Here is a 20,235-nt window from a genome sequence, read left to right as displayed (position 1 = left end):
ACGCCACCGAACCGCACCTCTTCACTTTATGGGACAGAAAGTAAATCCGATCGGCTTCCGCCTCGCAGTCACCAAAGACTGGCGCTCCAAGTGGTACGCGCTGCACACCGCCCGTCCGGGCCTCGTCATCGGCCGCAAAGGCCAGGAAATCGACGTGATGAGCCAGAAGGTTTCCGAAATGTGCGGTGGCAAGCAGGTCAAAATTGACATCTTCGAAATCAAGCAGCCTGAGCTCGACGCCCAGCTCGTCGCAGAAGCCGTGGCCGTTCAGCTTGAGCGCCGTATTTCCTTCCGCCGCGCGATGAAGCGCTCCGTGCAGACCGCCATGGACATGGGTGCCGACGGCATCCGTCTCCGCTGCGCCGGCCGTCTCGGTGGTGCTGACATCGCCCGCGCCGAGTGGTACCGCCAGGGCAAGGTGCCGCTGCAGACCCTGCGTATCCCGATCGACTATGGCTTTGCCGAAGCCCGCACCGTTTATGGCATCATCGGCGTGAAGTGCTGGATGAACCGTGGCAATGCTCCTGAAGGCGTGTCCCGTCCTTCCGGCGAGCGCCGCCCGCGCCGCGACGACCGTGGTGACCGCCGTCCAGGCGCCCCCGGCCCCCGTGGTGGTGACCGCCGCCCGCAGGGTGGTGGCGCCCCGGCTCCTGCCGCTCAGGCCTAACCTGCCAGATTCACTGAACACAAACTTTTCCCGGACCTAGACTTATGGCCCTTCTTCCAAGCAGAGTAAAATATCGCAAATCGCAGCGCGGCAACCGCGGCGGCAACGCCACCAGCGGCAACAAGCTGGACTTCGGTGACTTCGGCCTTCAGACGCTTGAGCGCGGCTGGGTGAAGAACATCCACATCGAAGCCTGCCGCGTCGCCATCACCCGCTTCCTGAAGCGCAAAGGCAAGGTTTTCTGCCGCATTTTCCCGCACAAGCCCGTGACGCAGCGCCCGCCGGAAGTCCGAATGGGCAAAGGCAAAGGCTCCCCCGAATTCTGGGTGGCCGTGGTCCTGCCGGGCCACATGCTGTTTGAAATCTCCGGTGTGAATGAAGCCACCGCCCGTGAAGCGTGCCGCCTGGCCGCCACGAAGCTCGGCATCCGCTGCCGCTTCGTGAGCCGCGAAAGCCTCCACAAATAAACAACGCGCCCCGCGAACTGAATTATGAAGATCAAAGAACTCCGTGAATCGTCTGTGGAAGAACTCTCCGCCCGCCGTCGCGAACTGAAGCAGGAAGCGCTGAATCTGCGCGTGCAGCAGAGCGCCGGTGGCGGCCAGCTTGAAAATCCCGCCCGTCTGACGCACATCCGCCGCGAGATCGCCCGGATTGAAACCATCATCACCGAGCGCGCCCGCGCAGCAGCCGCCAAGAAGGCCGCCTGATCCGGTCATCAACCCCTGAAGCATTTCCCCTATCATGAGCGAGCCCACCGCAGCAGCCCCTGCAGCCCCCGAAAAAACACCCGTCCGCAAGACACGCGTCGGCGTCGTGGTGTCCGACAAGATGACGAAGACCATCGTCGTCAAAGTTGAACGCCGCGTTCCGCACCCGATCTTCAAGAAGATCGTGCGCAAGACCTCCAAGTTCTACGCCCATGACGAAAAGGGCCTGGCCAAGGAAGGCGACAAGGTGCTCATCGCCGAAACCCGCCCCCTTTCCAAGCTGAAGCGCTGGGAGCTGATCGAAGTGCAGAAGCACTAAGCCGCAAATTGAACCCTTTAACCTGACCAGGAGAAACAGCTTATGTTGCAAATGGAGTCCTCAATCCCGGTGGCTGACAACACCGGCGCCCGGCTTGCCACGATGATCGGCGTGCTCGGCAAGAAAAACACCCGCTTCGCCTATGTGGGCGACATCATCACCGCCCACGTGCGCGAGTCCACCCCGACGGCCGCCGTGAAGAAGGGTGAAGTCGTCCGCGCGGTGATCGTGCGCACCTCCCACCCGATCCGTCGTGTGGACGGCTCGATCCTGCGCTTTGACCGCAACGCGATGGTCATCATCGACAAGGACAACAACCCGCGCGGCACCCGCATCTTTGGCCCTGTGGCCCGTGAGCTGCGCGACAAAAACTTCATGAAGATCGTTTCCCTCGCACCTGAAGTGCTGTAATTCCCATGAGCCGTACCAAGACCCACGTTAAAAAAGGCGACAATGTCGTCGTCATCTCCGGAGCCGCCAAAGGCGCCCAGGGGGTTGTCCTCGAAGTGCAGCCTGGCAAGGGCCGGGTGCTCGTCGAAGGCGTGCGCATGATCAAGAAAGCGGTCAAGCCCACCCAGCAGAACCAGGCCGGCGGCTTCCAGGACAAGGAAGGCCCCATCCACATCTCCAACGTCAAGCGCGTCGATGCGCCCGTGAAAGAGAAGAAAAAGAAAGTTGCTAAGAAGAAGGCCAAGGCTTAACTGCCCGCCCCCCATTTGCCTCCCCCCTGGTCATCGTCGCGCCACCCTGGCGCGACCGTCGAGGGAAAGGCGGCACAGCCCAAAACTGAATCATGGAACACATCCTACAGACCCTCTACAAACAGAAGCGTACCGAGCTGAAGAACCAGCTTGGCCTTGAAAACATCCACCAGGTCCCGCAGCTCAAGAAGATTGTGGTGAACTGCGCGATCGGCAGCCAGAGCGAGCGCAAGCAGGCGATCGAAGACGCCGTGAATGAAGTGACCCTCATCACCGGCCAGAAGCCCGTCATCACCAAGAGCAAGAAGGCCATCGCGAACTTCAAGCTGCGCGAAGGTGAAAACGTCGGCGTCAAGGTCACCCTGCGCGGTGGCAAGATGTATGACTTCATGATGCGCCTGGTGCGCACCGCCATCCCCCGCATCCGTGACTTCCGCGGTGTCGCCCCCCGCGCCTTTGACGGCCGTGGCAACTACACACTCGGCGTGGCCGAACAGTCCATCTTCCCGGAAATCGAACTCGACAAGATCAAGCGTCCGCTTGGTTTCGACATCACTTTCGTGACGAGCACGAACAATGATGACCACGCCCGTGAAATGCTGCGCACCCTGGGCATGCCCTTCCGCACCCGCACCGCCCAGCCGAAGAAGGAAGAAGGCGCTGAAGCCGCCGCATAACCCCAACACCCGGACCCCCTCAGCGTCATGACCGACCCGATTTCAGATTTCCTCACCCGCATCCGCAACGCCTGCGCCGCCCAGCAGGAGCAGGTGCTCATTCCCTTCTCCAAGATGAAGGCCGAACTCTCCCGCATTCTGCAGGAAGAAGGCTACATCTGGAGCTATGAAGTGGACACCAGCGCCACCCATCCCCGCCTGAAGCTGAAGCTCAAGTATCAGGACAAGGCCCCCGTCATCCGCAAGCTCGACCGCGTCAGCAAGCCGGGTCTGCGCAAGTACGTCGGCAGCACGGAGATCCCCCGTGTGCTCGGCGGCCTGGGCATCTCGATTCTTTCCACCCCGCGCGGCATCATGACCGGCGCCAAGGCCCGCAAGGCCAAGGTGGGCGGTGAACTCCTCGCCACCGTCTGGTAAACCCCCAACCCGTCACAAACCCTTATGTCACGCGTAGGCAAACAAGTTATTTCCATTCCAGACAAGGTCACCCTCAAAGTAGGTGCCGACCGCTCGGTGCAGGTCAAAGGACCTAAAGGTGAACTCGGCTGGACTCTTCCGGCTGGCGTCGCTGTCGAATCTGACGCGAAGACCGCCACGGTCACCCGCGAATCTGAAGACCGCCGTGTGCGCGCCCTCCATGGCACCACCCAGCGTCTGATCACGAACATGCTCATCGGCGTCAGCCAGGGCTACACCCGCAATCTTGAAATCCACGGCGTGGGTTTCCGTGCCGCGGTCAAAGGTTCGAACATCGACCTTCAGCTCGGCCAGTCGCATGACCGCCTGCACCCCATTCCGAAGGGCGTGAAGGTGACGGTGACCGAAAACACGAAGATCGCCATCGAAGGCATCGACAAGCAGGTCGTCGGGCAGCTCGCTGCTGACATCCGTGCCTACTATCCGCCGGAGCCTTACAAGGCCAAGGGCGTGCGTTATGTGGGCGAACACATCCGCCGCAAGGCCGGCAAGTCCGTCAAATAATCTCCGGAGATACTCATCATGGCTCTTACCAATCGCAAAGAAATCCGCGCTCGCATTCACAAGCGCATCCGCCGCAAGCTCAGCGGCACAGCCGAGCGTCCCCGCCTCGCCGTCTATTTCTCGAACACCAACGTTTACGCCCAGGTCATCGACGACGCTGCCGGCAAGACGATCGTTTCGGCTTCCACGAAGGAAAAAGGCTACGGCGCCGGCAAGGCGAACATCGAAAACGCCACGAAGGTCGGCACGCTCCTGGCGGAGCGCGCCATGGCCAAGAACATCACCGAAGTGGTCTTCGACCGCGCCGGTTTCATTTATCACGGCAAGGTGAAAGCCCTGGCCGATGCCGCCCGCGAAAAGGGCCTGAAATTCTAATCCACCCGCATTCTTTTTTATATGGCTGACGAAACAGTAGTTACCGAAGCAGCGCCGGTGGAAGCCGCCGCAGAAGTTCAAGCGCAAGCACAGGCGCCGGCCCCTTCCTACGGTGGATTCCGTGGTCGTGATGACCGCGGCCCGCGCGAGACGGACGGTGTGGAAAAAGTCGTGCACATCAACCGATGCGCCAAAGTGGTCAAAGGCGGCCGCCGCTTCAGCTTCAGCGCACTCGTCGTCTCCGGCGATGCGAAGGGCAAGGTGGGCTGCGGATTTGGCAAGGCCAACGAAGTGTCCGACGCCATCAAGAAGGCGACCGAAGCCTCCCGCAAGAACATGTTCAACATCGTTCTGAAGGACAGCACCATCCCGCATGAAGTGACGGGTGCCCACGGCGGTGGTTTCATCCTCCTCAAGCCTGCAACGCCTGGTACCGGCATCATCGCCGGTGGTGGCGCCCGCGCCGTGCTCGAAGCCGCTGGTGTGAAAGACGTGATCGGCAAATCCCTGGGTTCCAGCAACCATGCCAACGTGGTCCGCGCGACGCTGGCCGCCCTCACCGCCCTGCGTCCTGCCGACGAGATCCTCCGCGCCCGCGGCAAGGAGATCAAGGAGCGCAAGGCCCTCTGATTGAATCCCTTTTTCCTTTTTTAATTTCATGCAACTCCAAGACGTCAAACCCCGCCCCGGTGCCAAGAAGCGCCGCAAGCGCATCGGCTGTGGTGAAAGCTCCGGCCACGGTAAAACCTCCGGCAAAGGCAACAAGGGCCAGATGGCCCGTGCCGGCCGAGGCATCCGCCCCGGTTTTGAAGGCGGCCAGATGCCGATGCATCGTCGTCTGCCCAAGAAGGGCTTCAACAACAGCCTCTTCCAGGACGCCATCGAAGTGGTGAACGTGGGTGAGCTCAACGAAGCCTTCCAGGACGGCGCTGTGATCAATGAAGCAGCGCTGCGCGAGGCAGGCCTCGTGAGCCGCAACTGCGACATCATCAAGATCCTGGGCACCGGTGACCTTGCCCGCAAGCTCACCATCGAAGGCGCGAAAGTCAGCGCCACGGCCCGCGAAAAGATTGAGAAAGCCGGCGGTTCCATCGCCGCCTGATTTTTCTGACCCAACCAACCTCTTTGATGGGCCGGTCTCCGCGCAGCGCATGCTGTCAGGAAACAGGCCCATCTTCGCTTAGAGCCACTCTCTCATGATTTCCACCTCCGCCAAGAGCCGCAAAGTCCCCGGACTTCGCACGCTCGTTCTTTTCACCCTGGCGACGATTGTCATCGTCCGGACCGGCGCGTCCATCTTTCTTCCGAAAGTGGATGCCAAGGTGCTGAACGCCTGGGTCGAAAACAAAGTGGAAACTAAAGCCTCCTCTCTCCCATGATCTCAGCTTTCGCCAACAGCTTCAAAGTCCCCGAACTTCGCTCGCGCATTCTTTTCACCCTGGCGATGATCGTCATCGTCCGCATCGGCGCCGCCATCACGCTTCCGGGCGTGGATGCCACGGTGTTGAACGCCTGGATTGAAAACAAGGCGGGGAACAACGCCTCCGGCGCCGCCCAGGTGGCCGCACTGCTCAACATCTTCAGCGGTGGCGGGCTGCAAAACTGCGCCATCTTCGCGCTGGGCATCATGCCCTACATCAGCGCCAGCATCATGCTGCAGCTTCTCACCGCGGTGTGGCCTCCGCTGAGCAAGATGGCCCGTGAGGAAGGCGGCCGCCAGAAGATCACCCAGTATACGCGCATCGCGACCATCGTGCTGTGCGTGTTCCAGTCATTGCTGCTGGCCCAGTCGCTGCACGACCCGGCGCAGAACTACCTGATGGCCGGCCTGCAGGAGGCCATCGACAAGCTGGGCGGGCGCCCGCTGGTGCCGAACTACGGCTACGGCTTCCTTTTCACGAGCGTCATCACCATCACCGCCGGGACCATGCTGATGATGTGGCTGGGCGAGCAGATCACCGACCGCGGCATTGGCAACGGCGTGTCCATCCTCATCTGCGTGAACATCGTATCCGACCTTCCTGGGGCCCTCATCCAGGTGTGGCAGACCTTTGTGAGCAGCGTGAAGGCGAACCCCTCCAGCGCGGCCACCCTGGTGCTGCTGATGGGCTTCATGATCCTGGTGATCGCCGGCGTCATCGCCCTGACCCAGGCCACGCGCCGGATTGCCATCACGTATGCGAAGCGTGTGGTGGGCCGGAAGGTGTATGGCGGGCAGACGCAGTATCTGCCGCTGAAGATCAATTATTCCGGGGTCATGCCGATCATCTTTGCGCAGGCCATCCTGCTGTTCCCCTCCACCATTCTGGCCTCGATCTTCAAGGATGTGGGCTGGATCCAGAAGCTGGCGATCATTGTGGGCAGCGGCTGGGTGTATTACGTGATCTCCTCGCTGCTGATCTTCTTCTTCAGCTATTTCTGGGTGGCCACGATGTTCCAGCCGACGCAGATTTCGGAGGACCTCAAGAAGAGCGGCGGGTACGTGCCGGGCATCCGCCCTGGCAAGCCGACGGCGGACTTCCTGGACTTCACCATGAGCCGACTGACCTTTGCAGGCGCGATCTTCCTCACCGGCCTGTATGTGATGCCGGGTCTCGTCAGCAGCACGCTGAAGATCTCCAGCTCCGCGGCGCAGTTCTTCGGCGGCACCAGCCTGCTCATTCTGGTGGGCGTGGTGCTGGACGTGATGCGCCAGGTGGAAACGCACCTGCTGCAGAGCCACTACGACGGATTCCTCAAGAAGGGCCGCATCCGTGGCCGCGTGGACCGCATCCAGCAGGGTGCGCGTGCGGTGGACTCCACGACCGTCGTGTGGATCTGGGTCGCGCTCGCCGTCATTGTTTTGATCGGTGTGGTGTATAAACTGGCTCTGAAGTGAGCTTAATCCAGCGCGTCATGGCCTTTGTAAAACCGGGGAGCATCCCCATCCGCCACGGCGCGCAGCAGCAGGGCATCCGCAGGGCCTGCCAGGTCGCGCGTGATGTGCTGATCAAGACGGCATCCCAGGTGCATGCCGGGGTGACGACGGCCGAGGTGGACCGCTATGCCGCCGCGGAGATGAAGGCCTGCGGCGCCACCAGCGCCTTTCTGGGCTATGGCCGGGCCAAGTTTCCCGGCCACATCTGCATTTCGATCAACGAGGAGGTGGTGCATGGCATCGGCGGCCCGCGGGTGATTCAGGAGGGCGACATCGTCAAAATCGACGTGGGCGTGCATTTCGAAGGCTGGGTGGGCGACAACGCGCTCACCGTTCCCGTCGGCAACGTGGCGAAGGAAACGCTGCATCTTCTCGCCGCCACCGAAGAGTCCCTGCTCAACGCCATCAAGTATGCGCGCGACGGCTGGATGCTGGGCGATCTCTGCCACAGTGTGGAGCACCATGTGAGCCAGTACGGCTACACCGTGGTGCGTGAGTTTGTGGGCCATGGCGTGGGCCGGAAGCTGCACGAAGAGCCGCAGGTGCCGAACTATGGCAGGAAGGGCGAGCGCCCGCGCCTCAAAGCCGGCATGACCCTGGCCATCGAGCCCATGATCAACATGGGCACTGCGAAGACACGCACTTTGGAAGACAAATGGACGGTGGTGACCACGGACCGCAAACCGTCAGCGCACTTTGAGCATGTGGTTCTCATCACACCGGACGAGCCTGAAATCCTGACCGCGCGTGATCGGATGTTCCCAAAGGGGACGGCTGACCTCACGCCTAGGCCCGTGTCAGAACTGGGCTGACGTTTGATTCGTGGAAGACGCTACATCTTGTAGGCGTTGAGCCTTGGATGGCTACGGGCGCGAGGGATTTAGATCCCCCTTATCTTTTTTGTTTGTCTGGCTTCTCTGCCGCTGGACTGCTTCTAAGCGCATGCCAGATTCGTTATCCTGCGTGCGATTCAACCCGGAGCCAGCCTCCCCGCGCGCGATCTGTTTTGACATGAACGAAACCCCACCTCCTCCCAAATCATCAGCTAAAGGCCGTGCCGGATGCTTTATCGTCATTCTCCTAGTGCTTGCGGGTGGCGGCTGGCTGTGGATGCACCGGACGCCGCCTCAGGCAGCGGGCCCCGGGGGCGGGCGCGGTTCGCGTGGCGGCACTGCGGCCGTGACAGTGGCGGAGGTGAAGCAGGAGGACTTTGAGGAATGGATCAGCCTGGCGGGCACGGTCACCTCGCTGCAGGTGGTGGTGGTGCGCAGCCGTGTGGACGGGCAGCTGGACAAGGTGCGTTTTGTGGAGGGGCAGATGGTGCAGAAGGGAGACCTGCTGGCGGAGATCGACCCGCGCCCGTTTCAGGTGACTCTTGACCAGGCCAAGGGACAGCTCGCGCGTGACGAGGCCTTGATGGCCAACGCCAACAAAGACATGGATCGTTATACCGAGCTGCTGAAGCAGGACTCCATCGCCCGGCAGCAAGTGGACACGCAGAAGTCCCTGGTGCGGCAGTATGAGGCCGCCCTGGTGTCTGACCGCGCGGCCGTGGCCAGCGCGGAGCTTCAGCTCAGCTACACGAAGATCGTGGCGCCATTGACGGGGCGCGTGGGCCTGCGCCAGGTGGATGCCGGAAACATGATCCGCTCCACCGATGCGAACGGGCTTGTGATCATCACGCAGATGGATCCCATGGGCGTGGTCTTCTCCATCCCCCAGGAGCGTGTGGCGACGGTGCGCAAACGATTTACGGAGGGCCCGGTCCTGATGGAGGCGGTGGACAAGGAGATGAACAAGCTGCTCGGGCGCGGACAACTGCTGTCGATCGACAACCTGATCGACTCGACTTCAGGAACGCTGAAGCTGAAGGCGCAGGTGCCGAACACGGATGGCCGGCTGTTTCCGAACGAATTTGTGATCACGCGGCTGCTGGTGAACACGCAGAAGGGGGCCACGGTGGCGCCGGCCACGGCGATCCAGCGGGGTGCCAAGGGCGCCTACGCCTACGTGCTCAAGGATGACAGCACCGTGACCCTGCACAATGTGGTCACCGGACCCACACAGGGGGACCGCGTGCTGATCACCGAAGGATTGAAACCAGGGGACAAGGTGGTCACCCAGGGGGTGGACCGTCTGAAAGAAGGAGCGAAGGTGGAGGTGGTCACTCCGGGCAAGCCGCCGCTGGCGGACGCCACCAAAGGAGAGCGGCCGAAGAGGGAGGGGAAGGGCGGCAAAGGCGCGCCGCTGCCGTAATCGCTGGAACCGCTTGAAGAATGTCGCATGAATCCCTCCCGCATCTTCATCGAGCGCCCCGTCGCCACCACGCTGCTGATGGTGGCGGTGCTGCTGGTCGGCGGGCTGGCCTACCGGCTGCTGCCGGTGGCGGCACTGCCGCAGGTTGATTATCCGACCATCCAGGTCGTCACGCTGTACCCGGGTGCGGGGCCGGAGGTGATGACATCCTCCATCACCGCGCCGCTGGAGCGTCAGTTTGGGCAGATGCCGGGCCTGGCGCAGATGTACTCCATCAGCAGCGGCGGCTCCTCCGTGATCACGCTGCGCTTCACGCTGGGGCTGCGGCTGGACATTGCGGAGCAGAGCGTGCAGGCGGCCATCAATGCGGCGGCCACGCTGCTGCCCACGGACCTGCCGAATCCGCCGATCTACAACAAGGTGAACCCGGCGGACGCGCCGATCATCTCGCTGGCGCTGACCTCGCGCACACTGCCGCTGATCAAGGTGCAGGACGCGGCGGACACGCGGCTGGTGCCCAAGCTGTCGCAGATTTCTGGCGTGGGGCTGGTCTCGCTCAGCGGCGGCATGCGGCCCGCAGTGCGCATCCGGGCCAATCCGGTGGCGCTGGCGGCACGCGGCCTGAGCACCGAGGACCTGCGCAACGCGATCACCGCAGGGAACGTGAACCAGCCGAAGGGCGGCTTCGACAATGCCACGCGCAGCAGCACCGTGGATGCCAATGACCAGCTTCTTTCCGCGGATGACTACCGCAACCTTGTCATTGCCTGGCGGAATGGAGCGGCGGTGCGCGTGCTTGATGTCGCCGATGTGGTGGACGACGCGGAGAACATGCGGCTCGCCGCCTGGGTGAGCGAGCAGGGCGCCAGAGGGGGGCAGCCAGGAAAAGAAGTGCAGCCTGCCGTGGTGATCAATGTGCAGCGGCAGCCGGGGGCCAACGTCATTGAAGTGGCGGACCGCATCAAGGCGCTGCTGCCCAAGCTAAGTGAAAACCTGCCGCACGCGGTGGAGGTGCAGCTCCTCACCGACCGCACGACCACCATCCGCGCCTCGGTGGAGGACGTGCAGTATGAGCTGCTGCTCTCCATCGCGCTGGTGGTGGCGGTGATCTTTGTGTTTCTGCGCAGCCTCAGGGCCACCATCATTCCCGCCGTGGCGGTGCCGCTTTCGCTGGTAGGCACCTTTGCGGTGATGTGGCTGTGCGGCTTCAGCCTGAACAACCTCACGCTCATGGCGCTGACGATCGCCACCGGTTTCGTGGTGGATGACGCCATCGTGATGATCGAAAACATCGCGCGCTACATTGAGAACGGAGACCCGCCGATGGAGGCCGCGCTGAAAGGGGCGCGGCAGATCGGCTTCACCATCATCTCGCTGACCATCTCGCTGATCGCCGTGCTCATTCCGCTGCTTTTCATGCAGGACGTGGTGGGCAGGCTGTTCCGCGAGTTTGCCATCACGCTGGCCATTTCCATCGTGATCTCGGCGATCGTGTCCCTGACGCTGACGCCGATGATGTGCGCCCGCCTGCTGAAGCATGGCGGGGAGGGGCCGGTGGCGCAGATGGTGGCGCGGGCCTTTGACGCCATCATCCATCTCTACGGCAGGGTGCTGCGCGTGGTGCTGGACCACGGGGCGACGACGATGCTGGTGTTTGCCGCCACCCTCGTGGCGACCGGAGTGCTTTATGAGAGCGTGTCGAAGGGTTTTTTCCCTTCGCAGGACACCGGGCTCATCCAGGGCTTTGTGGAGGCGCCGCAGAATGTGTCGTTCGCGGCGCTGGGCCGGCGGCAGCAGGAGCTGGCACGGCTGGTGCTGGAAGACGAGGCGGTGAACAGCGTGTCATCGTTCATCGGCGTGGACGGGGTGAACACCACGCCCAACAGCGGGCGCATGCTGATCAATCTCAAGCCGCGGCATGAGCGGGATGTGACGGCGATGCAGGTGGTCCGCCGCCTGCAGGACCGGGCCAATCTGCTGCCGGATGTGCAGATGTACCTGCAGCCGGTGCAGGATCTGAACATCGAGGACCGTGTGAGCCGCACGCAGTTTCAGTTCACGCTGCAGTCTCCAGACATTGAGTCACTGCAGTCGTGGACGCACAAGCTGGTGGACGAGCTGCGGAAATCCCCCCTGCTGGCGGACGTGGCCGACGATCTGCTGGACAAAGGCCTGCAGGCGCGGGTGGTGATTGACCGTGAAACGGCCAGCCGGCTGGGAGTGACGGTCGCCGCCATCGATGCGGCGCTTTACAATGCCTTCGGGCAGCGCCTCGTCTCCACCATCTTCACGCAGAGCGGGCAGTACCGCGTGGTGCTGGAGCATGACCTTGAGTTTCAGGCGGGCCTCTCCGCATTTGACCAGGTGCGCGTGCCCTCCACGAGCGGGCAGCAGGTGCTGCTGAACTCGATCGCGAGGATCGTCGAAGAACCGGCGGATCTGGCCATCGCGCATCAGGATCAGTTTCCAGCCGCGACCGTGTCGTTCAATCTGGCCTCCGACGTCTCACTGGGAGCGGCCGTGGCCGAGATCCAGCGCATCAAGGATCAAATCGACATGCCCGAAAGCATCGAGACCGCCTTTGCCGGAACGGCGCTGGCCTTCCAGAGCGCGCTGAGCAACCAGCTCCTGCTCATTTTCGCGGCGGTGGTGGTCATGTACCTCGTGCTCGGCATTCTGTATGAGAGCTTCATTCATCCGCTGACGATCCTCTCCACGCTGCCCTCCGCGGCGGTGGGGGCGCTGCTGGCGCTGGAGCTCACACACACGGAGCTCGGCGTGATGGCCATCATCGGCATCGTGCTGCTGATCGGCATCGTGAAAAAGAACGCCATCATGATGATCGACTTCGCCATCGAGGCGGAGCGGGAGCAAGGCATGGCGCCGCGGGAGGCCATCTACCAGGCCTGCCTGCTGCGCTTCCGGCCCATCCTCATGACCACGCTGGCCGCGCTGCTGGGTGCGCTGCCGCTGATGATCGGCAGCGGGGAGGGGTCTGAGCTGCGCCATCCCCTGGGGCTCACGATGGTGGGCGGCCTTCTGGTCAGCCAGATGCTCACGCTCTTCACCACGCCGGTGATCTACCTGATGTTTGACCGCTTTGTGCCATCACATAAAAAGGAGCAGGGCAAGGAGCACGTGGGCAACGTCAGTTCTGCCATCGCATGAGCATTACCGACACCTTCATCCATCGTCCTGTGGCGACCACGCTCGCCACGCTGGCGATCGCGTTGTCGGGTGTGCTGGCCTACCTGTACCTGCCGGTGTCGCCGCTGCCGCAGGTGGACATGCCTTCGATTTCCGTGTCGGCGTCACTGCCGGGCGCCAGCCCCGAGACCATGGCCGCCACCGTGGCCACGCCGCTGGAGCGCACGCTGGGGCGCATCGCCGGCATCACGGAGATGACGTCCTCCTCCTCGCTGGGGAGCACCAGCATCAGCCTGCAGTTTGACATCAGCCGGGACGTGGACAGCGCCGCGCGGGATGTGGAGGCCGCCATCAATGCCGCGCGCAGCCTGCTGCCCACCGGCATGCCGGGAAACCCGACCTACCGGAAGATGAACATCTCGGACTCGCCGATCATGATCATGGCGCTGACTTCGGATGTCGCCACCTCCGGGCAGATGTATGACATGGCCTCCACGGTGATCGCGCAGAAGATTTCGCAGATCGACGGCGTGGGGAATGTGAGCATCGGCGGGAGCTCGCTGCCTGCCGTGCGCGCCAGCATGAACATGCCGGCGCTGACGCGGGCCAACCTGACGATGGAGGACGTGCGCAACGCCATCACGGCCGCCAACGTGAACCGGCCGAAGGGGATGGTGGAGGACGACAGCCGGCGCTGGCAGGTGCTGGCCAGCGACCAGCTCTCCCGCGCGGACCAGTACAAGGAAGTGGTGGTGAGCTACGTCAACGGCGCGGCGGTGCGGCTGGCGGACCTGGGGGAGGTGACGGACGCCGTGCAGGACGCCTACAACTACGGCAGCACCAACGGCCAGGTCTCCGTCTCCCTGATCGTCTTCCGCCAGACCGGCGCAAACATCATCGAGGTGGTGGACAAGATCAAAGAGATGGTGCCGCGGCTGCAGGCGATGATTCCCGCCGCGATGAACCTGAACATCACCATGGAGCGCACGGTGACGATCCGCGCCTCCATCGATGACGTGCAGTACTCGCTGCTCATCGCCACGCTGCTGGTGGTGCTGGTGGTGTTTGTGTTTTTGCGGCGGGTGCGGGCCACCTTGATTCCGGGCGTGGCGGTGCCGGTCTCGCTGGTGGGCACGTTTGGCGTCATGTATCTGTGCGGCTACAGCCTGGACAATCTTTCGCTGATGGCGCTGACGATCAGCACCGGCTTCGTGGTGGATGACGCGGTGGTGGTGCTGGAAAACATCACCCGCCATGTGGAGAACGGCGTGCCGGTGATGGAGGCGGCGCGCCGGGGTACGAGAGAGGTGACCTTCACCGTGATCTCGATGAGCGTCTCGCTGATCGCGGTGTTCATCCCGATTTTGATGATGGGCGGGCTGATGGGGCTGCTCTTCCGCGAGTTCGCCGTGGTGCTTTCCGTGGCCATCGCGGTGTCTCTGGTGGTGTCCCTGACCACCACGCCGATGATGTGTGCGCGGCTGCTGCGCCCTGACAAAGAAGGTCACAAGCCGGGGTTCTTTGCCCGCGTTTCCGACGGTGTTTTTCACTGGGTGCAGTCCTTCTACGCGGACACGCTGCACATCGCGCTGCGGCATCACTGGGCCACGCTGATGGCGCTCATCGGCATCGTGGGGCTGACGGGGTGGCTGTATGTCACGATCCCCAAGGGCTTCTTCCCGCAGCAGGACAACGGGCTGCTCATCGGCAACATCAGCGCGGACCAGAACATCTCCTTCCAGGCCATGCGGGAGAAGCTCATCGCCATCGCAAAGATCGCGAAGGATGACCCGGCGGTGGCGAAGGTCAATGCGAGCTGCGGTTCCGACTCGCGCATGGGCGGGCCCAAGAACAGCGGCCGGGTGTTCATCGCGCTCAAGCCCGTGAGCCAGCGTGACACGATGGATGTGGTGCTGGCGCGCTTCCGCGGCAAGCTCTCCAAGATCGCTGGCGCCACGCTGCTGCTGATGCCCTCGCAGGACCTGCGCATCGGCGGGCGCTCCAGCCGTGCCTTGTACCAGTACACGCTGCAGGCCGGCGATGTGGAGACGCTGCGCAAATGGGAGCCCAAGGTGCGGCAGGCCCTGCTGGGCCTGCGGGAGCTCACGGATGTGAACAGCGACTTTGAGGACAAAGGCACCGTCACGCGGCTGGTGATCGACCGGGATGCGTGCGCCCGCGTGGGAGTGACCATGCAGGCGCTGGATGCCGTGCTGAACAGCTCCTTTGGCCAGCGCATGGTCTCCACCATCTATGCGCCGCTGAACCAGTACCGGGTGATTTTGGAGGCCTCGCAGAATGACGACGCCGGCGCGTTTGACCAGGTGATGGTGCGCGCCACTTCTGGCAAGCTGGTGCCTTTGAACCAGCTCGCGCACTGGGTGGCCGCGCCCGCCGCCCTGTCCATCAGCCACCAGGGGCAGTTTGCGGCGCTGACGTTTTCGTTCAACATCCCGCCGGGAGTGGCCTTTGCCGAGGCCACGGAGGCCGTCACCCATGCGGTGAACAAGCTGAACATTCCCGAGGATGTACAGCGCATTTTTGCCGGCACCGCAGGCGCCTTCCAGGCCTCGCTGGACAGCCAGCCGGTTCTCATTCTCACGGCGCTGCTGGTCATCTACCTGGTGCTGGGCATTCTGTACGAGAGCTTTCTGCATCCGCTGACGATCCTCTCCACGCTGCCTTCCGCGGGGGTGGGGGCGCTGCTTGCCTTGTATGTTTGCGGCATGGAGTTTACCGTGATGGCCATGATCGGCATCTTCCTGCTCATCGGCATTGTGAAAAAGAACGCCATCATGATGATCGACTTTGCGCTGCAAACCGAGCGTGAGCGGGGGATCGAATCCTTTCAGGCCATCTTTGAAGCCTGCCAGCTCCGCCTGCGCCCTATTTTGATGACGACCTGCGCCGCGCTGCTGGGCGCCCTGCCGCTGGCGCTGGGGACGGGGGTGGGCTCGGAGCTGCGCCGCCCGCTGGGCGTGGCCGTCGTGGGCGGCCTGCTGGTCAGCCAGGTGCTCACGCTGTACACCACGCCGGTGGTGTACTTGTTCCTTGACGGCCTGCGGTTGCGCTTTTTGAAGAAACATCCCCCGGCGCCCGTCCTTTCTGCCGATTCTGCTCCAGTCACCCTATGATGAAACGCCCCTTGTTCAGCATGCTCATGCTCACCGCAGCCGGCTGCAGCTTTAGCCCGAAGAAGCAGGCGCCGGTGATGAACCTGCCGACGAAATTCAAGGAAGGCTCCGGCTGGAAGGTGGCGCAGCCGGCGGATCATCTGCCGCGTGGCAAATGGTGGAGCATTTTTCATGACAAGGACCTGGACGCCATCATGGCCAGCCTGGAGGTGTCCAATCAGTCGCTGCAGTCCGCCGTGGCCAAGGCGCAGCAGACTTCGGCCATGCTGACGGCCGCCAAGCTTGCCTTTCTGCCCACCGCCCAGCTCACCAGCGACTACACCGTCAACCTGAGCGGCGCACTCGGCGGCGGCGGCAGCGCAAACTCCATCAACGCTTCACGGGCCGGGTCAGGCGTGAAGAAGATCCAGTCGGTGGGAGCCACGGCCAACTGGGAGCTGGATGTGTGGGGACGGCTGCGGCATACCGCCAAAGCCACCAAGGCGGACGTGGAGGCGGCGCAGGCAGATGTGGAGTCCACGCGTCTGACGCTGCAGGCGCAGGCGGCGCAGAGCTACTTCTCACTGCGCGCGGCGGATGCCCAGAGGCAACTGCTGGAGCGCCAGGTGGAGACCTACGCGAAGTCCCTGCAGCTCACGCAAAACCGCAAGGCGCAGGGCGTCGCCTCCGAGGCCGACGTGGCGCTCGCTGCGACCCAGCTCGCGACTTCACGCGCCGCCTTGATCGAGACCGGAGTCACACGTGCGACGATGGAGCATGCCATTGCGGTGCTGACGGGCCGCCCCCCGGCCGATTTTGGGCTGAAGCCTGCCACGCTCACCGCGCACATTCCCGATGTGCCGGCCACCGCGCCTTCCACGCTGCTGCAACGGCGTCCTGACATCGCTGCGGGCGAGCGGCGGGTGGCGGCGGCCAACGAGCGCATCGGCGCCGCCATCGCGGCCTTCTTTCCCACCATCAGCATGGGCGCCGCCACCGGCTGGCGTGCTCTGACGAACCTGCTGGCACAGGGAAACAACTTCTGGTCCTTCGGCCCGGACGCCGCGCTCAACATCCTGGACAGCGGGCAGCGCCTGGCCGCCAAAGCGCAGGCGGACGCCACCTGGAGGCAGGCGGTGGCGGACTACCGGCAGGCCGTGCTCACGGCGATGCAGGAGTCCGAGGATGCGCTGTCCACGCTGCGCATTCTGGCCGCGGAGTCCGCCGCGCAGGATGAAGCGGTGCGCGCCGCGCGGGAGAGCGAGCGGATCACCAGCAACCAGTATGAAGCCGGCACGCTGAGCTACATCAATGTGACCACCGCGCAGGCCGCCGCGCTGAATGCCGAGCGCAGCGCCATCGACATCCGCTCCCGCCGGCTGAACGCCACCGTGGCGCTGATCAAGGCGCTGGGCGGCGGGTGGTGAGTGAGGAGGGCATTCGCGTGCCGGGGGACGCTTCAAAAATCAAAAATCGATTGTTCATCAATCGTCAATCCTCCGGCTCATGAGCGTCCTGGGCGTGCCTGATTGAGGATTGATGAACCAGGATTGCTGATTTTTGAAGTTCCAGACATCAGTCCTGGAAGCAACCGCGCCTATTTCTTTGCCCCCGGCAGCACGTAGGTCTGGCCGTCATAGCGCCCGCCGGTCATCTGTTGCACGGCCTTGAGCTGGTCGCTCATGGCATTGTTCGCGGCATCGCCATTGGCCTTGGAATAATCCAGGGCCCGGCGGGCGGTGGAGGTCTCGGACCCGGGCTCTGCCGCCTCTTCCACGACGGCGGGTCTGGGCTGGGGAGCCAGGGACTGCTGCACTGCCCACACAGCGCCGCCGAGGGCCAGCAGAATGAGGACCAACGAGGTGCCGGATGAGGAGGAAGTGCTCACAATAATGGTACAGACGGCCCAGACGGGGGCCAAGTCAACGGCAGAGCCGGTGGCGGGAAGGGGCTGGACAGGCCAAGATTGCGGTTTTCAAGGCAAAAAATGGCGGCAACTTTCCGCCTGGCCTAATTTCCCCCCGTGCCCGCCCGTTTCAACCCTGAACTCTCGCATGCCCGCCCAACACGTACAGGATGAAGCCGCCGTGCTGGTCAGGCGGGCGTTGGACCAGCATGAAAGCACGCTCATCGCCTACACAGCCAGCATCCTCGGTGGAGACATCGAGCGTGCGCGGGACGTCGTGCAGGACGCCATGCTGCGGCTTTACCTCACGGAGCCGGACCGCGTCCGTGAAAACCTCAAGTCCTGGCTCTTCACCGTGTGCCGCAACCGCGCCTTTGACATCCTGCGCAAGGAGCAGCGGCTGGACCTGGGCAACGAGGAGGTCATCGAGGCTGCCACGGACCACGACCCCGACCCTTCTCAAAGCGCCGGAACGCATGAGCTCTATGAGCACGTGTGGAACTGCGTGGACCGCCTGCGGCCGAACCAGCGCGAAGTCGTGCGGCTCAAGTTTCTGCATGACTGCTCCTACCAGGAGATCGCCGGCATCACGGGGCTCAGCGTTGGCAACGTGGGCTTCATCATGCATCACGCCATCAAGAAACTTCGCGAGCTGATGAGCACGGACATCAGCGAAGAATACTCACCCACCCATTCATGAATCCCCAGGACAACCCCCACTTCACCGCCTACGCGCTCGGAGAGCTGAGCGCGGAGGAAGCGCGTGACATGCACGAGCTGCTGGCCACCACGCCGGCCGCGGCGCACGAGCTGGAGCAGATCGAGGCGGTGACCGATGCCTTGCGGCACGGCGCTCCCATCCCGCTTTCACGCCTCACGCATGAGCAGCGCCATGCCGTGCTGCATCCCTCCAATCTGCCGCGTCGCATTCAACCGATGCTGCCGCGCAAGCCGTCCCAGCGTTCGCACCAGACGTTCTGGCCGGTCATGGGCACGCTGGTGAAGGCCGCCGCCGTCATCGCGCTGTCCGGCGCGGCTTTCCTGGCCGGCTGGTCCTTCGGCCCTGCGGTGCAGTCTGCCGCGCAGATGGCTGCCACGCCACCCAAGGCTGAACCGCTCCCCGAAGCCGTCAAGCCGCAGCCTGTGGTGGAGAAAGCCGCTCCCGCACCGCTGGTGGCCGTCAAGCCCGCCAAAGCTGAACCCAAAGCATCCGAAACACCCAAGCCCGTGGCGGAAAAAATGGTGGGTGAGGTCAAACCCGTCTCCGCGCCAGCACCCCTGCCTGCAGCGGTGCCTGCCGCCACGCCTGTACCCGCCGCGAAAGAGAAGGAAGAAGTGATGGTGGCCAGTGCAGCGCCGGTGAAGGAGAAGGAGAAAGAAACACCTGCGGTGGCTGGCGGGGCTGCTCCCAACCTCGGCTTCTCTCTGCCAACGGGGCATGGCACGTTTGTCAGCACGACGAAGCAGGCCGCTGATCAGTTCAGTCTGCACCCTGGACAGGTCAAACCGCTGCCGCAGAAGGGCAAAGGGCAGGGACAGATGTTTGCCTCGCCGCAGACGGTCCCCGTCAAACCTGAACCCAAGACGGAGCGGCATGCGGACCTTTACATCCATTCGTGGAAAGCGGAAGTAGCCGCCTGCCCATGGAACACGGCCAACCGGCTGCTGCGCATCGTCATTCAACTGCCGGCCGACCAGGCTGCGGTGCTCGCCACGGGCGCGAGCTTCCCGATGCAGATCGCCTTTGACCAGGCGAACGTGAAACAGTACCGCATGCTGTGTGAGCGGCATCTCGCGGCTCCGGAGCTGCGCAGCGCCGGGACGCATGTGCTCTGGTATGAATTTCAGCCCAACGGCAGCGGTGAGATCCCGCGCGACAGCAGCCGTCAGATCGCCACCGTCACGCTGGCGAACACGCACTTCACCTCCCAGGCGGTGGGACCCTTTGACAGCAGCAAGCTGCAGGTCATCGACCGCGGCTACTCGCTGCAAAATGCGCGCGAAGACTTCGTGTTTGAAACCTCCGTGGTGGGCTTTGGCCTGCTGCTGCGCGGCGCGGACCACCTGGGCGTGCTGAACCACGATCTGGTGCTGAACCTCGCCAAACAGTCGAAAGGTGCTGATCCTCACGGCGAGCGCGCCCGCTTCATCCATCTCGTGCAGGATGCGCGGCAGGCCGCGGGATTGTAAACACACGGGCAGCGTGAGGTGTTTCTGTTCGTGGGATGGGTGTGGCGCAAAGCCCGCCCGTCCACGAGCAAAGCTGTGCTGAAGCGCCGCTGTTCTTGAGACGGAGACGCGGGCGAATGGCAGGCAAGGGGCTTGGCACGTCGCTTGTGGAGCGCGGGCCCTCCGAGCCCGCAGCAGGTCGCAAACACCCGCGGGCTTCTCATTCGCTTCAGCCAGGCGAGCAAGCACGAGTGTGCTGAGCAGCGTCAGGGGAGTGCCTGTGAGAAACTGAGGGGA

General features: G+C 63.4%; 22 protein-coding genes. 21 read left to right on the top strand and 1 reads right to left on the bottom strand.

Features of this window, described 5'->3' with window-relative positions; translation table 11 throughout:
- The first annotated feature begins 28 nt into the window (after positions 1–28).
- The 19 genes from rpsC to ACILSQ_RS31160 all read left to right on the top strand — a co-directional run bounded on the left by rpsC (position 29) and on the right by ACILSQ_RS31160 (position 17,290).
- Complete coding sequence (rpsC, locus tag ACILSQ_RS31250) at positions 29–667, top strand: 30S ribosomal protein S3 (protein WP_395747635.1); 639 nt, start codon at positions 29–31, stop codon at positions 665–667.
- Between the two features lie 44 nt (positions 668–711).
- Positions 712–1,134, top strand: coding sequence for a 50S ribosomal protein L16 (gene rplP, locus ACILSQ_RS31245; RefSeq protein WP_184338222.1), 423 nt, complete (start codon positions 712–714; stop codon positions 1,132–1,134).
- 24 nt (positions 1,135–1,158) lie between these two features.
- Positions 1,159–1,377, top strand: a complete 219-nt coding sequence (rpmC, locus tag ACILSQ_RS31240) for a 50S ribosomal protein L29 (protein ID WP_395747634.1) — start codon at positions 1,159–1,161, stop codon at positions 1,375–1,377.
- 34 nt (positions 1,378–1,411) lie between these two features.
- Entirely contained in the window at positions 1,412–1,696 is a 285-nt protein-coding gene (gene rpsQ / locus ACILSQ_RS31235; RefSeq protein WP_395747633.1) for a 30S ribosomal protein S17, read from the top strand.
- 42 nt (positions 1,697–1,738) lie between these two features.
- The gene (gene rplN / locus ACILSQ_RS31230; protein WP_294398988.1) at positions 1,739–2,107 is read left to right on the top strand and encodes a 50S ribosomal protein L14; all 369 of its coding nucleotides are present in this window, start codon (positions 1,739–1,741) and stop codon (positions 2,105–2,107) included.
- Positions 2,108–2,112: 5 nt separating this feature from the next.
- Positions 2,113–2,397, top strand: a complete 285-nt coding sequence (rplX, locus tag ACILSQ_RS31225) for a 50S ribosomal protein L24 (RefSeq protein WP_395747632.1) — start codon at positions 2,113–2,115, stop codon at positions 2,395–2,397.
- A 92-nt stretch (positions 2,398–2,489) separates the two neighbouring features.
- Positions 2,490–3,074, top strand: coding sequence for a 50S ribosomal protein L5 (rplE, locus tag ACILSQ_RS31220; protein ID WP_395747631.1), 585 nt, complete (start codon positions 2,490–2,492; stop codon positions 3,072–3,074).
- Between the two features lie 27 nt (positions 3,075–3,101).
- Positions 3,102–3,491 (top strand): 30S ribosomal protein S8, encoded by a 390-nt coding sequence (gene rpsH / locus ACILSQ_RS31215; protein ID WP_395747630.1) that lies wholly within the window; start codon positions 3,102–3,104, stop codon positions 3,489–3,491.
- Between the two features lie 24 nt (positions 3,492–3,515).
- A complete protein-coding gene (rplF, locus tag ACILSQ_RS31210) occupies positions 3,516–4,055 on the top strand; it encodes a 50S ribosomal protein L6 (protein ID WP_395747629.1) in 540 nt (179 codons plus the stop codon).
- 15 nt (positions 4,056–4,070) lie between these two features.
- The gene (gene rplR / locus ACILSQ_RS31205; protein WP_395747648.1) at positions 4,071–4,430 is read left to right on the top strand and encodes a 50S ribosomal protein L18; all 360 of its coding nucleotides are present in this window, start codon (positions 4,071–4,073) and stop codon (positions 4,428–4,430) included.
- Positions 4,431–4,451: 21 nt separating this feature from the next.
- On the top strand, positions 4,452–5,060 hold the full coding sequence (rpsE, locus tag ACILSQ_RS31200; RefSeq protein WP_395747628.1) for a 30S ribosomal protein S5: 609 nt from the start codon (positions 4,452–4,454) through the stop codon (positions 5,058–5,060).
- Positions 5,061–5,088: 28 nt separating this feature from the next.
- A complete protein-coding gene (gene rplO / locus ACILSQ_RS31195; RefSeq protein ID WP_395747627.1) occupies positions 5,089–5,532 on the top strand; it encodes a 50S ribosomal protein L15 in 444 nt (147 codons plus the stop codon).
- Positions 5,533–5,626: 94 nt separating this feature from the next.
- On the top strand, positions 5,627–5,809 hold the full coding sequence (locus tag ACILSQ_RS31190) for a hypothetical protein (RefSeq protein WP_395747626.1): 183 nt from the start codon (positions 5,627–5,629) through the stop codon (positions 5,807–5,809).
- On the top strand, positions 5,806–7,308 hold the full coding sequence (secY, locus tag ACILSQ_RS31185; RefSeq protein ID WP_395747625.1) for a preprotein translocase subunit SecY: 1,503 nt from the start codon (positions 5,806–5,808) through the stop codon (positions 7,306–7,308). Before ACILSQ_RS31190 ends, secY begins: the two co-directional genes overlap by 4 nt.
- A complete protein-coding gene (map, locus tag ACILSQ_RS31180; protein ID WP_395747624.1) occupies positions 7,305–8,159 on the top strand; it encodes a type I methionyl aminopeptidase in 855 nt (284 codons plus the stop codon). The genes secY and map overlap by 4 nt, the downstream gene beginning before the upstream one ends.
- Positions 8,160–8,358: 199 nt before the next feature.
- Positions 8,359–9,603 carry an MdtA/MuxA family multidrug efflux RND transporter periplasmic adaptor subunit gene (locus tag ACILSQ_RS31175; protein WP_395747623.1) on the top strand — a complete coding sequence of 415 codons (1,245 nt, stop codon included), beginning with the start codon at positions 8,359–8,361 and terminating at the stop codon, positions 9,601–9,603.
- Between the two features lie 27 nt (positions 9,604–9,630).
- Positions 9,631–12,771 (top strand): multidrug efflux RND transporter permease subunit, encoded by a 3,141-nt coding sequence (locus tag ACILSQ_RS31170; protein ID WP_395747622.1) that lies wholly within the window; start codon positions 9,631–9,633, stop codon positions 12,769–12,771.
- A complete protein-coding gene (locus ACILSQ_RS31165; protein WP_395747621.1) occupies positions 12,768–15,884 on the top strand; it encodes an efflux RND transporter permease subunit in 3,117 nt (1,038 codons plus the stop codon). Before ACILSQ_RS31170 ends, ACILSQ_RS31165 begins: the two co-directional genes overlap by 4 nt.
- Entirely contained in the window at positions 15,881–17,290 is a 1,410-nt protein-coding gene (locus ACILSQ_RS31160) for an efflux transporter outer membrane subunit (RefSeq protein ID WP_395747620.1), read from the top strand. The genes ACILSQ_RS31165 and ACILSQ_RS31160 overlap by 4 nt, the downstream gene beginning before the upstream one ends.
- A 170-nt stretch (positions 17,291–17,460) precedes the next feature.
- Here ACILSQ_RS31160 and ACILSQ_RS31155 read toward each other — a convergent pair whose 3' ends face one another.
- Positions 17,461–17,751 (bottom strand): hypothetical protein, encoded by a 291-nt coding sequence (locus ACILSQ_RS31155; RefSeq protein ID WP_395747619.1) that lies wholly within the window; start codon positions 17,749–17,751, stop codon positions 17,461–17,463.
- A 166-nt stretch (positions 17,752–17,917) separates the two neighbouring features.
- Between ACILSQ_RS31155 and ACILSQ_RS31150 the strand changes: the two genes are divergently transcribed.
- Positions 17,918–18,469 carry an RNA polymerase sigma factor gene (locus ACILSQ_RS31150; RefSeq protein WP_395747618.1) on the top strand — a complete coding sequence of 184 codons (552 nt, stop codon included), beginning with the start codon at positions 17,918–17,920 and terminating at the stop codon, positions 18,467–18,469.
- On the top strand, positions 18,466–19,959 hold the full coding sequence (locus ACILSQ_RS31145; protein ID WP_395747617.1) for a YfbK domain-containing protein: 1,494 nt from the start codon (positions 18,466–18,468) through the stop codon (positions 19,957–19,959). The genes ACILSQ_RS31150 and ACILSQ_RS31145 overlap by 4 nt, the downstream gene beginning before the upstream one ends.
- Positions 19,960–20,235: the final 276 nt, after the last annotated feature.

Source organism: Prosthecobacter sp. (genome assembly GCF_044227185.1).
Taxonomy (GTDB): Bacteria; Verrucomicrobiota; Verrucomicrobiia; order Verrucomicrobiales; family Verrucomicrobiaceae; genus Prosthecobacter.
The sequence above is the reverse complement of the archived record's forward strand: the minus strand, read 5'-3'. Positions and strand labels throughout refer to the sequence as shown.

Excerpts from the sequence above, each read along its gene's own strand:
- rpsC (WP_395747635.1), top strand. The coding sequence starts at position 29 with ATGGGACAGAAAGTAAATCCGATCGGCTTCCGCCTCGCAGTCACCAAA.
- rplP (WP_184338222.1), top strand. The coding sequence starts at position 712 with ATGGCCCTTCTTCCAAGCAGAGTAAAATATCGCAAATCGCAGCGCGGC.
- rpmC (WP_395747634.1), top strand. The coding sequence starts at position 1,159 with ATGAAGATCAAAGAACTCCGTGAATCGTCTGTGGAAGAACTCTCCGCC.
- rpsQ (WP_395747633.1), top strand. The coding sequence starts at position 1,412 with ATGAGCGAGCCCACCGCAGCAGCCCCTGCAGCCCCCGAAAAAACACCC.
- rplN (WP_294398988.1), top strand. The coding sequence starts at position 1,739 with ATGTTGCAAATGGAGTCCTCAATCCCGGTGGCTGACAACACCGGCGCC.
- rplX (WP_395747632.1), top strand. The coding sequence starts at position 2,113 with ATGAGCCGTACCAAGACCCACGTTAAAAAAGGCGACAATGTCGTCGTC.
- rplE (WP_395747631.1), top strand. The coding sequence starts at position 2,490 with ATGGAACACATCCTACAGACCCTCTACAAACAGAAGCGTACCGAGCTG.
- rpsH (WP_395747630.1), top strand. The coding sequence starts at position 3,102 with ATGACCGACCCGATTTCAGATTTCCTCACCCGCATCCGCAACGCCTGC.
- rplF (WP_395747629.1), top strand. The coding sequence starts at position 3,516 with ATGTCACGCGTAGGCAAACAAGTTATTTCCATTCCAGACAAGGTCACC.
- rpsE (WP_395747628.1), top strand. The coding sequence starts at position 4,452 with ATGGCTGACGAAACAGTAGTTACCGAAGCAGCGCCGGTGGAAGCCGCC.
- rplO (WP_395747627.1), top strand. The coding sequence starts at position 5,089 with ATGCAACTCCAAGACGTCAAACCCCGCCCCGGTGCCAAGAAGCGCCGC.
- ACILSQ_RS31190 (WP_395747626.1), top strand. The coding sequence starts at position 5,627 with ATGATTTCCACCTCCGCCAAGAGCCGCAAAGTCCCCGGACTTCGCACG.
- secY (WP_395747625.1), top strand. The coding sequence starts at position 5,806 with ATGATCTCAGCTTTCGCCAACAGCTTCAAAGTCCCCGAACTTCGCTCG.
- ACILSQ_RS31175 (WP_395747623.1), top strand. The coding sequence starts at position 8,359 with ATGAACGAAACCCCACCTCCTCCCAAATCATCAGCTAAAGGCCGTGCC.
- ACILSQ_RS31170 (WP_395747622.1), top strand. The coding sequence starts at position 9,631 with ATGAATCCCTCCCGCATCTTCATCGAGCGCCCCGTCGCCACCACGCTG.
- ACILSQ_RS31165 (WP_395747621.1), top strand. The coding sequence starts at position 12,768 with ATGAGCATTACCGACACCTTCATCCATCGTCCTGTGGCGACCACGCTC.
- ACILSQ_RS31160 (WP_395747620.1), top strand. The coding sequence starts at position 15,881 with ATGATGAAACGCCCCTTGTTCAGCATGCTCATGCTCACCGCAGCCGGC.
- ACILSQ_RS31150 (WP_395747618.1), top strand. The coding sequence starts at position 17,918 with ATGCCCGCCCAACACGTACAGGATGAAGCCGCCGTGCTGGTCAGGCGG.
- ACILSQ_RS31145 (WP_395747617.1), top strand. The coding sequence starts at position 18,466 with ATGAATCCCCAGGACAACCCCCACTTCACCGCCTACGCGCTCGGAGAG.